General features: G+C 60.4%; 14 protein-coding genes and 1 tRNA gene. 6 read left to right on the top strand and 9 right to left on the bottom strand.

Translation table 11 applies throughout. The features are described from left to right. Nucleotides 1–14: 14 nt before the first annotated feature. The 5 genes from K3174_RS11640 to K3174_RS11620 form a co-directional block, all read right to left on the bottom strand. Nucleotides 15–350 (bottom strand): hypothetical protein, encoded by a 336-nt coding sequence (locus K3174_RS11640; RefSeq protein ID WP_221558526.1) that lies wholly within the window; start codon nt 348–350, stop codon nt 15–17. A 43-nt stretch (nt 351–393) separates the two neighbouring features. Beyond that, nucleotides 394–897: a sigma factor-like helix-turn-helix DNA-binding protein gene (locus K3174_RS11635; protein WP_221558524.1), complete on the bottom strand. Its 504-nt coding sequence runs from the start codon at nt 895–897 to the stop codon at nt 394–396. Between the two features lie 104 nt (nt 898–1,001). Next, nucleotides 1,002–1,652, bottom strand: coding sequence for an N-acetylmuramoyl-L-alanine amidase (locus tag K3174_RS11630; RefSeq protein ID WP_221558843.1), 651 nt, complete (start codon nt 1,650–1,652; stop codon nt 1,002–1,004). 95 nt (nt 1,653–1,747) lie between these two features. After that, nucleotides 1,748–2,407, bottom strand: coding sequence for a histidine phosphotransferase family protein (locus K3174_RS11625; protein ID WP_221558522.1), 660 nt, complete (start codon nt 2,405–2,407; stop codon nt 1,748–1,750). Nucleotides 2,408–2,441: 34 nt separating this feature from the next. After that, on the bottom strand, nt 2,442–2,837 hold the full coding sequence (locus K3174_RS11620) for a M67 family metallopeptidase (protein WP_221558520.1): 396 nt from the start codon (nt 2,835–2,837) through the stop codon (nt 2,442–2,444). 16 nt (nt 2,838–2,853) lie between these two features. Between K3174_RS11620 and K3174_RS11615 the strand changes: the two genes are divergently transcribed. The 4 genes from K3174_RS11615 to K3174_RS11600 all read left to right on the top strand — a co-directional run bounded on the left by K3174_RS11615 (nt 2,854) and on the right by K3174_RS11600 (nt 6,767). Next, the gene (locus K3174_RS11615; protein ID WP_221558518.1) at nt 2,854–3,798 is read left to right on the top strand and encodes an RluA family pseudouridine synthase; all 945 of its coding nucleotides are present in this window, start codon (nt 2,854–2,856) and stop codon (nt 3,796–3,798) included. Nucleotides 3,799–3,920: 122 nt separating this feature from the next. Beyond that, nucleotides 3,921–4,826 (top strand): RNA polymerase sigma factor RpoH, encoded by a 906-nt coding sequence (gene rpoH / locus K3174_RS11610; RefSeq protein WP_221558516.1) that lies wholly within the window; start codon nt 3,921–3,923, stop codon nt 4,824–4,826. Nucleotides 4,827–5,007: 181 nt separating this feature from the next. Beyond that, entirely contained in the window at nt 5,008–5,670 is a 663-nt protein-coding gene (gene mtgA / locus K3174_RS11605; protein ID WP_221558514.1) for a monofunctional biosynthetic peptidoglycan transglycosylase, read from the top strand. A gap of 185 nt (nt 5,671–5,855) precedes the next feature. After that, complete coding sequence (locus K3174_RS11600; protein ID WP_221558511.1) at nt 5,856–6,767, top strand: cation diffusion facilitator family transporter; 912 nt, start codon at nt 5,856–5,858, stop codon at nt 6,765–6,767. Between the two features lie 74 nt (nt 6,768–6,841). On the opposite strand, the gene clpX is transcribed toward K3174_RS11600, so the two are convergent. Continuing rightward, on the bottom strand, nt 6,842–8,110 hold the full coding sequence (clpX, locus tag K3174_RS11595) for an ATP-dependent Clp protease ATP-binding subunit ClpX (RefSeq protein WP_221558509.1): 1,269 nt from the start codon (nt 8,108–8,110) through the stop codon (nt 6,842–6,844). A gap of 188 nt (nt 8,111–8,298) precedes the next feature. Beyond that, nucleotides 8,299–8,994, bottom strand: coding sequence for an ATP-dependent Clp protease proteolytic subunit (locus tag K3174_RS11590; protein ID WP_221558507.1), 696 nt, complete (start codon nt 8,992–8,994; stop codon nt 8,299–8,301). 232 nt (nt 8,995–9,226) lie between these two features. Here K3174_RS11590 and K3174_RS11585 point away from each other — a divergent pair, with 232 nt between their 5' ends. Both K3174_RS11585 and K3174_RS11580 read left to right on the top strand, forming a co-directional pair. Continuing rightward, nucleotides 9,227–11,329, top strand: coding sequence for a TonB-dependent receptor (locus K3174_RS11585; protein WP_221558506.1), 2,103 nt, complete (start codon nt 9,227–9,229; stop codon nt 11,327–11,329). Nucleotides 11,330–11,371: 42 nt separating this feature from the next. Next, on the top strand, nt 11,372–12,850 hold the full coding sequence (locus K3174_RS11580; protein WP_221558504.1) for an amidase: 1,479 nt from the start codon (nt 11,372–11,374) through the stop codon (nt 12,848–12,850). Nucleotides 12,851–12,935: 85 nt separating this feature from the next. Here K3174_RS11580 and tig read toward each other — a convergent pair whose 3' ends face one another. Further along, entirely contained in the window at nt 12,936–14,483 is a 1,548-nt protein-coding gene (gene tig, locus K3174_RS11575) for a trigger factor (RefSeq protein WP_221558502.1), read from the bottom strand. 62 nt (nt 14,484–14,545) lie between these two features. Further along, nucleotides 14,546–14,630, bottom strand: a tRNA-Leu gene (locus K3174_RS11570). Nucleotides 14,631–14,691: the final 61 nt, after the last annotated feature.

Raw genomic sequence — 14,691 nt, 5'->3', positions numbered from 1 at the left:
TTCGCCTAGGCAAGTCAGGCCGCGATTGTCGTTACACGCTCGGCAGAGGTGAACGACTTGTCGGGACAGGTCGGTTCCTCGCCTGCACCAGTTTCGACCGCAATCCGGCTCAGTTCGCCATGCACACGACTGGTTTCGCCGCGAGCGTCGATGAGACCGCCGACAATCTTTTGCAGTCGGAGCAGAGTACGTTGGGTTTCGAGTTCCGGCGCACCAACCACATCGCGGCTGGCGAGCGCGGCGCTGTGCAGCAAAGCCGTTGTTCTTGCCAGCGCATCGGCAATGGCAAGTTCGGATTCACCCAGTTCGCGAGCGATACGGGCCGTGGCGGTAGTGAGATCAAGAGACATTCATTTTCTCCTCTGGCATATCGGCCGAGGAGATGCCGCGAACCTACACCATGGTGCCCAACGCGTTGGCGAAGGCCATGGAGAGCACGGCGACGATCATGATCGCAACCGCACCGGCGAGTATGAACAGCAATTTGCCGCCAACACCCAGGTCCGAAGGTTTGATCCCCGGCTGCAACCAGCTTGAATTCCGGTCCCAAGAGGCCCTTGCGTCGAACGCAAGAGAGTCTTCGAAGACGTAGGAACGCTCACTTGGCTGCGATGCCGTTGGTGCAGCGATCGGTGGAGAATTCGTTAGTATGGTCGGATCATCTATGGTTCGGTCATACCGTTCCGCCCAGGCACGGTAGTGCCGCAAGACCTCGATGCGCGGCATGTAGTCCAGTTTTGCACGCACTGCATCGATACGTTTGTCGATGGTGACGGGCGCGACACCCAGTTCCTTGGCGATTTGCTTGGACGTCAGATGTTGGCAAGCAAGGCGCAGGGCTTCGTCCTGCTTCTCGGTTAGCGAGGTGAAAATGGAATGGACGTCGCAATGATCCATGCACGTCCCCTACGCCATACTGCGGGCATGAGCAATTCCCGGTACCGACAGGTCATGAGAAGAATGGCGGCGATCAGCGATCTACAGGCGACCGCATAGGAATTCTAGCGCGTATGGCCGCGGTCACGATCCAGCAGCAACTGGAACAGAATCGCGCGCGCTTCGCCATCGATCTGACCGTTGATCTTTTCGGGACGCCAACGGCGCTGGAATGCTTCGACGGCCTTGTGCCCGTCGGTAATGTCATAGCCAAAGCGTTCGAGGGCGAGATAGAACGCCGCGTCATTGTCGAACGGATCGCCACGCTCGAGCTTTTTCGGCCGCGGGAGGCACAGTCCGTACTCGGCCAGTCGGTCCCAGGGAAACAGCTCGCCCGGATCGATCTTGCGTGCGGGCGCGACATCGGAATGGCCAACAACATTCGCGCGCGGAATATCGTACTCTTTGACCATGCGCGCAACCAGGGGCACCAGCGCATCGAATTGCGCGTCGTTGAATTCGCGATAGCCATATTTATGGCCTGGGTGATCGAGTTCGATGCCTATGCTGGCCGAATTCACGTCCTTGTGGCCGCGCCAATATGACACGCCTGCATGCCAGGCACGCTTGTCTTCCGGCACCAGTCGAACAACCTCGCCCTGCTCGCCAATCAGGTAATGCGCAGAAACTTTCGCCTCAGGGTCGCACAGGCGTTCGATGGCGAAGCCCTTGTCTTCCATTTCAGTGTAATGAATGACAACCATGGAAATGGGCATGGCGCGCTTATCGTGATTGGGCGACAGCACCTCCCTGTCGACCAATTCGTCCTTGCTGGCGGGCAACCCCTCCCCAAGCCTGCCGAAATCCGAGTTCAACCGATCAGCCCTTCGCCCTGCGGCAGGACCGCGCCGAGAACCAGCGCATCGGCGCTCTTATGATACTGCAACCCGCCACCGCTTTCGGTCGCGAGCAAATTGATCATGTGCGCTGCGGCCGTGCGGCTGGTCAGTTCCGACCGGTCGAGCGAGCCATCGAGCGCTTTGCCGATCGTGTCGTCGAAAGCGATCTTCGGACCGGTTGAGCGAACCACGATTTCGCAAGCTCCGTCGCGGATTTCCGCCCCAATATCGAGCGTGCCGCCACGCACCAGGGCATCGATGGATATCTGGGCAAAGTTCAGCAGAACCTTGACCGCGGGCTTTGCCAGCGTCCTTTCCGCAAGTGCCCAATTGATTGCGATATTTGGCTTGTCCGCAACGAGAGCGTCGATAAGCGCCTTGGGTTCGGTGACTTCGACCTGCTCGCCGAAACCGCCGGCTGCGCCGAACGCCAGGCGAAAGAACTTCAGTTTGTTGGTGCTTATCAGCGCGCTCTGCTCCAGCAATTGCATCACGTTGGCGCGCATTTCCGGATCGGTTTCCATCGCGAGCAGCTCGAGCCCGTTGGACAACGCCCCCACGGGGCTGAGCATATCGTGGCATAGGCGCGAGCAAAGCATTGCTGCGAGGTCGATCGATTGGCGGTCGTCCATTGGGATCCCGGATAGTGAAGATTGAATTAGCGTCTTAGCGAGGGGCGATCTCATAGGGAAGCGCTTCGAAACCTGCATCCCCGGAACGCCATAACGTGATTCGCCCCGCCGCGATTATCGCCCAGATCGACCCGTCGGGCGCCGCGGTGGCGCGATCGGTCGCGGAGGGTCTGGCGAGGCCGTTGGGGTGCGAGTGATAGTATCCCAGCACATGCGGGCCACCGGAACGTGCCTGGCGATGGGCGTCAACAAGCGTCTGCGGGTCGATCTCGAAATGGCTGGCGGGTTCGGGATGGATGTTGGCGGCGGGCGCGACCGACGTCACCCGATCTCCGTCACCCAGCAGGATACCGCAGCATTCCGCAGGATACAACGAAGCTGCCTCGGCAAGGAGGCGTTCGACGACATCGCTTGAGACTTCGACCGGCATCGCGCATGGCCCTAGCATGGCCGATGGCGAAATCATCACTGGAACGCTCGCCAGCGGTGGCCGGCTGGACAAGGCGCTTGCCGAGGCGACGGATCTTTCGCGCGAACGGATCAAGGGGCTGATCGTCGGTGGCGCCGTCGAAATCGCCGGAGTTCCCGCCAAGAGCGGCTCGGCCAAGGTCGATCGAGGCACCCCGTTCGCCATAGCCCTGCCCCCGCCCGAGCCTCTGGCAGCCATACCGCAGGACATCCCGCTCGACATCGTGTTCGAGGACAAACACCTGATCGTCGTGAACAAGCCCGCAGGTATGGTGGTGCATCCGGCCGCCGGCAATCCCGACGGGACGCTGGTCAACGCGCTCCTGTTTCATTGCCAGGGCCGGCTTTCGGGTATCAACGGCATTGCGCGTCCCGGCATAGTTCACCGAATCGACAAGGACACCTCCGGCCTGCTCGTAGTCGCCAAATCTGACGCTGCGCACGAGGGGCTCGCCAGGCAATTCGCCGACCACTCGATCACCCGGCGCTATCTTGCCGTTTGCGCAGGCCACCCCAACCCGTCGTCGGGCACGATTTCGGCCCGTATCGGTCGCTCCGACCGCGACCGCAAGAAGATGGCCGTTCTTCCCGCCGAGACCACGCGCGGGAAGCATGCCGTGACGCATTACGAGACCCTGCGCCGTCTGGATCACGCCTCTCTCATCGAATGTCGCCTGGAAACAGGGCGCACTCATCAGGTCCGCGTTCACTGTGCATCAATCGGTCATGCGCTATTGGGAGATCCTGTCTACGGACGCTCTCCCAAAGCCCTCAAGGCCCTTCTCGACGAACTCGGTTTCAGTCGTCAGGCACTGCACGCGGCTCGGCTCGGATTCAGACATCCTATCAGCGCTGAAACCTTGGATTTCTGCGCCGAATTGCCGTCCGACATGCGGGAACTCATCGACCAAACCGCTCGTTGAAATCGACGAAACGCGTGTGCAATTTGGGCAACGTCCGCTATATGTAACCGAAGTAGCCCGAGAGTCGGATGCCCGTCAGGGGTCTGGCAAGTGCGGCTGACGCAAGAAAGGTCAGGGTACAAGTGAGCAATACCAAAACTTTGAGCGTTCCGGCGCTCGGCGGGGAGCAGAGCCTCAACCGCTATCTTTCCGAAATCAAGAAGTTCCCCGTGCTGACGCAAGAGCAGGAATATATGCTCGCCAAGCGTTACGAGGAACACGACGATACCGAAGCTGCAGCGCAGCTCGTCACCTCGCATCTGCGCCTCGTGGCGAAAATCGCCATGGGCTATCGCGGCTACGGCCTGCCGGTATCGGATCTCATTTCCGAAGGTAATGTCGGTCTGATGCAGGGCGTCAAGAAGTTCGAAGCCGATCGCGGTTTCCGGCTGGCCACCTATGCCATGTGGTGGATCAAGGCGAGCATCCAGGAATACATCCTGCGCAGCTGGTCCCTCGTGAAGATGGGCACCACCGCCGCGCAGAAGAAGCTGTTCTTCAACCTGCGCCGGATGAAGAAGAACCTCGACGCCTACGAAGACACCGATCTGCACCCGGACGACGTGGCCAAGATCGCGACCGATCTGGGCGTGCCCGAGCAGGAAGTGATCAACATGAACCGCCGCATGCTGATGGGCGGCGACGGTTCGCTGAATACGCCGATGCGCAATGGCGAAGATGGCTCGGGCGAGTGGCAGGACTGGCTGACCGATGACGGCCCGTTGCAGGACGAGCTGGTAGCCGACGCGCAGGAATCGGAAGTTCGGCACGATATGCTGGTCGAAGCTATGGACAGCCTCAACGATCGCGAAAAGCACATCCTCACCGAACGCCGGTTGACCGAAAACCCGCAGACTCTCGAAGAGCTTTCGCAGGTCTACGACGTAAGCCGCGAGCGTATTCGCCAGATCGAAGTGCGCGCCTTCGAAAAGCTTCAGAAGGCAATGAAGGCCATTGCCGGTGAGAGGCTGTTGCCTGGCGTGGCCTGACGCAAACTCGGATGATACGAAAGAGGGGCGCGAACTTCGGTTCGCGTCCCTTTTCCGTTGATCGACCGCAACCAACCGATCATGACAGGAAGCCGGGCGGCAACGAATGTTACCATGCTCGCAAGACCCTCAGCCCGCGGCGGCGATTGCGGTTGGACAGCTCCGCACTTAAAGAGCGGCCATGCGTCGCATCATAACATTTCTGTTCAAGGTTCTGATCGGCTTTGTCGGCCTCAGCCTCGCGCTTGTCTTGCTGTTCAAGTTCGTACCGGTGCCCGTCACCGCTACCATGCTGATGGACAGGAACGGCATGACCAAGGACTGGACCTCGCTGTCGAATATCGATCGCAACATGGTACGCGCGGTAATTGCGGCGGAAGATGGCAAGTTCTGCACGCATGATGGCTTCGACCGGGAGGCTATCGAGGATGCCATGCGGCGCAATGCGCAAGGCGGGCGTATTCGCGGCGGTTCGACCATCAGCCAGCAGACAGCGAAGAACGTGTTCCTGTGGCAGGGTGGCGGCTATATTCGCAAAGGATTCGAAGCCTGGTTCACCGTTCTGATCGAGCAAATCTGGGGCAAGCGTCGGATCATGGAAGTCTATCTGAACGTAGCCGAGACCGGTATCGGCACTTACGGTGTCGAGGCCGGGGCCCAGCGCTATTTCGGGAAATCGGCGGCCTCGCTCACTTCGCTGGAGGCCGCGCGCATGGCCGCTGCGCTGCCACTGCCGAAGGAACGGTCGGTCAAGAACCCGCGAGGCTGGCTCGCCCGCCATGGCAACACGATTTCCGCCCGCATCGGATCGGTGCAGCGCGATGGGCTGGATAGCTGCATCTGATCGCGTATCGGATCGGAACGTGCCTCGGAACGCCGGTAGCATACGCCGCAACTCGATGTATGTTGCGATATCAAAGGGCGATGATATTATATATCTAGTTGTTTTTAATAGTTTTTTCTTGTCGCCGGTCGAACCTTTGAAGTAGGCGGCGCAACCAGGACTAAACGGGACAGTCGACAAAGCGCATGGGTGCAGGTCACAGCCATTCGGACGGGCATCGGCATGGTCACAGCCATGCCCAGGCCGATTACGGCAATGCATTCATGGTCGGCATCATCCTCAATGCCGGCTTCGTCATCGTTGAAGCAGTGTACGGCTGGATCTCCGGCTCGATGGCGCTGATTGCGGATGCCGGGCACAATCTGTCGGATGTTCTGGCCTTGTTGCTTGCCTGGGCAGCAAGCATCGCAGCCAAGCGCCCGGGTTCGGAACGCTTCACTTACGGCTACAAGAGCTCGACGATCCTCGCTGCGTTGCTCAACGCCGGGTTGCTTCTCCTTGCCATCGGCGCGATCCTTTTCGAAACGCTCAACCGGATTGCAGAGCCTCCGGTAGTCGAGGGCGAGAAAATGGCAATTATTGCCGGGATCGGCATCGTTATCAACGCCGGCACGGCTGCGCTGTTCATGCGCGGCCAGCACGATATCAATATTCGCGGCGCCTTCCTGCACATGGCCGCAGATGCGCTGGTAAGCGCCGGCGTCGTTATCGCCGGGTTGGCTATCATGTGGACGGGAGAAAGCTGGATCGACCCGGCCGTAAGTCTTGCAATCGTGCTGGTGATCGCCTGGGGCACCTGGGGTCTGCTCAAGGACAGCGTAGCTATGAGCATGCTGGGCGTCCCCAAGGGCATCTCGGAGAACCGGGTACGTGCCTACTTCTTCGCGTTACCGGGTGTGGAGGCGGTGCATGACCTCCATATCTGGCCGATGAGCACGACGGAAACGGCGCTGACCGTACACCTCGTCATCCCCTCCGGTCATCCGGGCGATGCATTTCTGCAGGAAGTGGCGCACGAACTCCAGCAGCGCCACAATATCGGCCATACGACCGTCCAGATCGAGATCGGTCACAACGACTGCAGAGCGGGTTGCTGATCGGGCAATATAAAGCCCGCCGGGTGGGGCGGGCTTTATCGGTCTTCCGAAAGAGAAAGTGAAAACCTGGCGGCTCAGGCCGCGGCTTCCTTCTCTTCCTTTTTGCCGCCGTGGACCTGGATCGGCTCTTTCTTGCCTTCGACCACGTCCTTGTCGATCACGATTTCCGTTACGCCGTCCATATCGGGCAGGTCGAACATCGTGTCGAGCAGGATCGCTTCGACGATCGAGCGCAGGCCGCGAGCACCGGTCTTGCGCTTGATCGCCCGTTCGGCAATCGCGCGCAGCGCTTCGTCGGTGAAGGTCAGCTCGACATCCTCGAGTTCGAACAGCTTGTGATACTGTTTGGCGATGGCGTTCTTCGGCTCCTGCAGGATCGTCACCAGTGCATCGACATCGAGATCGTGCAGCGTCGCGATAACGGGCAGGCGACCGACGAATTCGGGAATCAGGCCGAATTTGAGAAGGTCTTCCGGCTCGCTCTTCTCGAGCAGTTCGCCCACGCGGCGTTTGTCCGGATCGGCGACATGCGCGCCGAAACCGATGCTGCGCTTCTGCAAACGATCGGCAATGATCTTGTCCAGCCCGGCAAAGGCCCCGCCGCAGATGAACAGGATATTGGTCGTGTCGACCTGCAGGAACTCCTGCTGCGGATGCTTGCGGCCGCCCTGCGGTGGTACGCTTGCCGTGGTGCCTTCCATCAGCTTGAGCAGTGCCTGCTGCACGCCCTCGCCCGACACGTCACGGGTGATCGAGGGGTTTTCCGCCTTGCGGGTGATCTTGTCGATCTCGTCGATATAGACGATGCCGTGCTGAGCCTTCTCGACATTGTAGTCGGAGGCCTGAAGCAGCTTGAGGATGATGTTTTCGACATCCTCGCCCACGTAACCGGCCTCGGTCAGCGTGGTGGCATCGGCCATCGTGAAGGGTACGTCGAACGTACGCGCAAGCGTCTGCGCGAGCAGCGTCTTGCCCGAGCCGGTCGGACCAACAAGGAGGATGTTCGACTTGGCCAGTTCGACATCGCCCGCCTTCGCACCGTGCTTCAGGCGTTTGTAGTGGTTATGGACTGCCACCGAGAGAACCCGCTTGGCACGTTCCTGTCCGATCACGTAATCGGCCAGCGTCGCGCAGATTTCTGCGGGCGTCGGAACGTCGCCTTCCTTCTTGCCGGTAAGGCCGGCCTTGGTTTCCTCGCGGATGATGTCATTGCACAATTCGACGCATTCGTCGCAGATGAACACCGTCGGGCCCGCGATGAGCTTCCTCACCTCGTGCTGCGATTTGCCGCAAAAACTGCAGTAAAGTGTCGATTTGCTGTCGGTACCGCTCAACTTTGTCATATCCTAAACATCTTCCCCGCGTACCCCTCGGAAGAATCCCGACTGTAGGGGCCACGGAATATGGGTCAATATCCTAGATAACACACACCCCTTGCAGCAAGCTGAAGCGGCAAGGTTGCAAATTTCCTACGACATTCTTGCAACAGTCCCGCGCGGGAACACTTCCCGCGCCGAACCCAGTGCCCGAACTATTCGGGCGCACCACCCGAGCCATCGGCATCGCTGCCCTCGGATTCGGGACGGGTTTCGAAGACCTTGTCGACGATCCCGAATTTCATCGCCTCGTCGGCTTCGAGGAAGGTATCCCGGTCCATCGCCTTTTCGATCTCTTCCAGGCTCTGGCCCGTATACTTCACATACAGGTCGTTCATGCGCTTCTTGATACGCAGGATTTCTCTCGCCTGAATCTCGATATCGCTGGCCATGCCGCGCGCGCCGCCCGAAGGCTGGTGAACCATGATGCGGGCATTAGGCAATGCGATTCGCATGCCGGGTTCACCGGCGGCCAGCAAGAAGCTACCCATCGATGCAGCCTGTCCCATGCAGACGGTCGAAACGCGCGGCTTGATATATTGCATGGTATCATGGATCGCCATGCCGGCCGTCACGACGCCTCCGGGCGAATTAATGTACATGCTGATCGGCTTGCTGGGGTTTTCGCTCTCAAGAAACAGCAGCTGCGCTGTGATGAGCGATGCCATGCCGTCCTCGACCTGGCCGGTGACAAAGACAATGCGTTCGCGCAGCAGGCGGCTGAAGATGTCGAAGCTGCGTTCGCCGCGGCTGGTCTGCTCAACGACCACGGGAACAAGCGCCCCCGTTTCCGGTTCACGTGTGAACTGGCCCTGGGTGCCGTGGGCATCGCTGCCGAACAGGTTGATCATGTAAAGTCCTCTCGTCGGATCGGTTGGCCGCCTATGTCGCCATGCATCCCGTGATGTTCAAGAGGCTTGCCGCGCGAATGCGGGGATACTTGTCGCGCCTGCCGTTCATCCGGCCGAATTGCTCGCCGATTCCGTTGGTCGGAGGCAGAATGTAGCCCGTCGAACCCTGATTTGCCTAATCGCCTACAAATGTAAACGCGGCGTATCGAGGTCACGGGGACGGATGACTTTCATGTACTTACGCAAGAGCCTGTTTGGCACGGCGTCGTTTGCCATTGCGGGCGGCATCGCCTCGCCCGTGCTCGGGCAGGATACGCCGCAATCCGATGCGGAAGAGGCGGTGATCGCCGAATCGACTCCCGGATCTGCGCGGACTTTCGAACCGGCCTATTTCGTCCAGTTCGCACCGCGCAATGCGCTCGATATGGTGATCCGCATTCCCGGTTTCATCATCACCGGCGGCAACGATCAGGGTCAGCGCGGCCTCGGTCAGGCGACGCAGAATGTGATCGTCAATGGCGAGCGCCTGTCGAGCAAATCGGACAGTGTCGAGGACCAGTTGCGCCGCATCCCGGCGACCGACGTCGTCCGGATCGAACTGGTCGACGGCAATACGCTGGACATTCCCGGCCTGACGGGGCTGGTCGCCAATGTCGTCTACCAGAGCGACGGTGTATCGGGGCAATTCCGCTGGACGACCGGTTTCAGGCCCCACAACACCGAGGCTCAACTGTTTGGCGGCGAGATCTCGGTGACGGGCAGCAGCGGAAAACTCGACTACACCGTCGCCCTGTCCAATCCCAACGATCGCTTCGGTGCAGACGGCCCGATCACGATCACCGATGCCAGCGGCGAATTGATCGAACAGCAATATTCGATTCTCTCGGGCAAGTTCGACGAACCCAAGCTCGCTACCACGCTGGCGTACGATTTCGGCGGGGGCGTGCAGGCGAACCTCAACCTCAATTACGCGGAAGACTTTTACTACCGCAACGAACCGGAAATCGGCACGCCGGTCGTCGGGCCGGTGCGCACGCGCGAATTGCGCACGCATGAAGATGGACCGCAATACGAGATCGGCGGCGATATTCAGTTCCCGCTTGGTCCTGGCACGCTCAAGCTGATCGGGCTGGAAAGCTACGAACGCGACAATTTCACCCAGACGCTGGTTGACCGTTTCGACGATGGCAGCACGGCCACGGGCTTCCGTTTCGACCAGACGAACGGCACTGGCGAACGGATCGGGCGCGCAGAATATAGCTGGAAACTGTGGCAGGCCGACTGGCAGCTTTCGGGCGAGGCGGCGTTCAACCGGCTGGATCGCCGCTCGGCCCTGTTCGAACTCACTCCCGAGGGCGAATTCGTCGAGCTGTCCTTCCCCGCGGGCACCGGCGGGGTTCGGGAAGATCGTTATGAGACCAGCCTCAGCTTTTCGCGCGCCCTGTCCCCGACAGTGTCGATCCAGGCGATCGGCGCGGTGGAATTCTCGAAGATCGAGCAAACCGGCGCCACGCCCAATTCGCGCAGCTTCAAGCGGCCCAAGGGCTCTTTTGCCGCGACCTGGAAGCCGTCGAGCGATTTCGACATCTCTTTGACATTGGCAAAGCGTGTCAGCCAGTTGTCGTTCGGGGACTTCCTCGCCAGCGTGTCGCTCAACAACGACAACGAAAATGGCGGCAACAACGAACTCGTCCCCTACCAGAGCTGGAACGTGGAGCTCGAGGCCAACAAGACTTTCGGGCCGTGGGGCTCGCTCAAGTTCGAAGCCCGCCAGGCATGGTTCGAGGATTTCATCGACTGGTTCCCGTTACCCAACGGCCGGGAGGCACGCGGCAACATCGGCGATGCGCGACGCCTGCATCTGGAGGCGAACGCAACGATCAAGATGGACCCGATCGGCTGGAAGGGCGCGCGCTTCGACGTCATTGCCGTCAAGCGCTTCATGTATGTCGACGACCCGTTCACCGGGATCGAACGCGGCTTTTCCTACGATCAGGAAGGCGCCCTGGAAATAGACTTCCGTCATGACATTCCGTCGACCGACTGGGCATGGGGTGCCAGCGTCGAACACTTCGACAGTGCTCCATATGCAAGACGTTACGAAGAGGGGCGCGAGTGGGAAGGCCCATTCTTCGACGCGCTCTTCATCGAAAACAAGGACGTGTTGGGGCTGACTGTCCGGGCACAGGCAGTGAATACGCTGCTTGGCGCGCGGAACTACATCCGCAGGAAAGTCTATGAAGGGTCGAGGCCGGATGGCGAGGTGCTGTTCAACGAGTTCGTGGATCGCCGGATAGGCCCGATTTTCCGTTTGACGATAAGCGGCGATTTTTAGGCCCATACTTGCAAAGCCATGCGAAGCTGGCAGTTTGCCGGCATGCGTATCGCTGCCCTGCCCTTCGTGGCACTCGCTCTTGCCGCTCCGCTTTCCGCTCAGCGGGCTGAGAGCGATGCGCGCACCTATCTGGACCGGATTGCCGCCATCGACGATGCAGGTCCTCAGTTGAATGCGGTCATCGCGGTCAATCCCGATGCTCCGCACGAAGCCGCCGAAGCAGAAGCGCAGGGCCTGCCGCTGGCAGGGCGCACGGTGCTGGTGAAAGACAATATCGAGACGCGCGAATTGCCGACCACCGCGGGAAGCCTGGCCCTCGCCAACAATATGACCGGCCGCGACGCACCGTTAATCGCCCGCATGCGTGAAGCGGGCGGCGTTGTCCTCGGCAAAACGAACCTCTCCGAATGGGCCAATATCCGAGACACTAATTCGACCAGCGGGTGGAGCGCAGTCGGCGGCCTCACACGCAACCCGCACGCAATCGACCGCAACACCTGCGGCTCGTCATCCGGTAGCGGCGCGGCCGTGGCGGCAAACCTGACCTGGGCCGCAATCGGCACCGAAACCGATGGTTCGATCACCTGTCCTGCAAGCGTCAACGGGATCGTTGGCTTCAAACCGACCGTCGGCCTTGTAAGCCGCACGCATGTGGTGCCGATCAGCCACTCGCAGGACACCGCCGGCCCGATGGCACGCAGCGTCGCCGATGCCGCACTGCTTTTGAATGCAATCGCGGGGAGCGACCCTGCAGATAGCGCAACCGCCGACACCGATTCACGGCTCACGGATTTCACCGCAGGGCTGGCGACCGCATCGTTGGCAGGCGTTCGGATCGGCGTGCTGGTGAATGCGATCGGGAATCGCACCGACGTGCGCAAGGTCTTCGAGGTGGCGCTTGCAGACCTGCGCTTGGCGGGTGCTGAGATTGTCGAGATCGACGCTAAAGAGCCGGAAGGCATGGGGGCCGCCGAATTCACGGTACTGCTGTACGAACTGCACACCGACATGGCTGCTTATCTCGCGACCTTACCCGGCGAGGACACCCCGCGTGACCTCGCTGACCTGATCGCCTTCAACCTGGAAAACGCCAACAGCGAACTGCGCTGGTTCGGCCAGTCCCTGTTCGAGGCGGCGCTCGAAACCGAGGACGAAGGCACCTATCGCGAGGCGCGCGCAAAATCGCTCCGGCTGGCAGGCGAAGAAGGTATCGACCGTCTCCTCGAACAATATGATGTCGAAGTCCTCGTCGCTCCTACGCGCGGCCCTGCCTGGACCAGCGACCTCTTGAACGGGGACAATTACAACGGCAGCATTGGCGCAGGCTCACTCGCGGCAATTGCCGGCTATCCGCACCTGACCGTTCCGATGGGCGCAGTAGAGCGGCTGCCGGTGGGCATAAGTTTCATGGGCGGCAAATGGGCCGACCACCGTATGTTGCAGCTTGGTGCGGCTTACGAGCGCGCTCGCACTGTCGCCATCCCGGAACCGTCGCTGAGGCGTTGGTCGCCCGACGGCTGACGGCTCGGGCGAAATGGCATTCCGAACGACAAGGGGCGGCGAACCATAATCCGCCGCCCCTCGGGTGATACCGGTTCGACCGGGCTTATTTCTTGGCGGGAGCCTTCTTGGCCGGAGCCTTCTTCGCGGCAGGCTTCTTGGCTGGTGCCTTCTTTGCAGCCGGCTTGTCCTCGGCCTTCTTGGCCGAAGCTTTCTTGGCCGGAGCCTTCTTCGTAGCAGGCTCTTCTTCCGCCTTCTTCGATTCGGTCTTTTTGGCAGCTGCCTTCTTGGCGGGCGCCTTCTTCTTCGGCTTCTCTTCGGTGGTCTCTTCAGCCTCGATCGCCGCCTCGAGTTCCTCGCGCGTCACTTCGCGGTCGGTGATCTCGGCCTTGTCGAACAGGAAGTCGACGACCTTGTCTTCATAGAGAGGCGCGCGCAGTTGGGCAGCAGCCATCGGTTCGGACTGGACGTACTGGACGAACCGCTCACGATCTTCCGCACGATATTGCTGGGCCGCCTGCTGGATGAGCATGTTCATCTCGTTGGCATTGACCTCGACGCCGTTCTTCTGACCGATTTCCGAAAGCAGCAGGCCAAGGCGGACACGACGCTCGGCGATATTGCGGTAATCGTCCTTCTCGTCTTCCATTTCCTTGAGCATGGCTTCGGTGTCGTCCGACTTCGCGGCTTCCTGTTGCAGCTGGGCCCAGATCTGATCGAACTCCGCATCGACCATTCCCTGCGGCACGGCGAAATTGTGACCTGCAGCCAGTGTATCGAGCAACTGACGTTTCATCTGCGTGCGGGTCAGGCCCGAGGTTTCCTGCTCCAGCTGGCCGCGCAGCAATTCCTTCAGCTTGTCGAGGTTTTCGAGGCCGAGATTCTTGGCGAATTCGTCGTCGATCTTGGTGTCGGTCGGGACTTTAACCTGCTGCACGGTGACGTCGAATTCGGCTTCCTTGCCTTTCAGGTTTTCCGCCGGATAGTCTTCGGGGAAGGTCACCGTGATGGTCTTCTTGTCGCCGGTCTTCACGCCAGTGAGCTGCTCTTCGAACCCGGGAATGAACTGGCCGGCGCCGATCGTTAGCGGCGTGTTTTCCGCCTTGCCGCCATCGAATTCGGTGCCGTCGACACGGCCGACGAAATCGATGATCAGCTGGTCGCCATCGGCAGCCTTCCTGGTTTTGGCGGCATCCTTGTAGCTCTTGTTATTCGAAGCGATCCGCTCGACAGCTTCGTCGACCTGCTTGTCGGTCACCGGAACGGTCAGGCGCTCAAGCTTGAGACCTTCGACTTCGGGGGCCTCGACTTCGGGCAGCACTTCCAGCTCGACGGACAGCGAAGCATCCTTGCCCTCTTCATACCCCTCCTCGAGTTCGACCTTGGGCTGCATGGCCGGCCGCAGCTTGTTTTCGGCCATCACCTTGTCGACCGATTCGCGGATCATGTCGTTCACGGTCTGGGCATGCAGCTGTTCGCCATGCATCTTGCGTACGAGATTCGCGGGCACCTTGCCCGGGCGGAAGCCGGGCATCTTCACCTGCGGGGCGATCTTCTTGACTTCGCTGTTTACGCGCTCGTCGATTTCCTTGGCCGGAATGCTGACGGTGTAGGCGCGCTTGAGGCCCTCGTTGGTGGTCTCTTTGATCTGCATGGGTTGAAACTCGTGACTTTCCAAATGCGACAATGTGCGAGAGGCTCGCGCCGGGGCGGCACTGGTGCGGGCGAAGGGACTCGAACCCCCACATCTTTCGATACTGGTACCTAAAACCAGCGCGTCTACCAGTTCCGCCACGCCCGCAAACCCGAACGAAGCTGCGCGAAAGGCGCTAGCTCCTCCGCGTGTAGGCGCGTGCCTCTAG

This window comes from Qipengyuania qiaonensis (assembly GCF_019711515.1).
In the GTDB taxonomy this organism is placed as follows: Bacteria; Pseudomonadota; Alphaproteobacteria; order Sphingomonadales; family Sphingomonadaceae; genus Qipengyuania; species Qipengyuania qiaonensis.
Note: the sequence above shows the minus strand (reverse complement) of the source record. Positions and strands in the feature narration are given on the sequence as shown.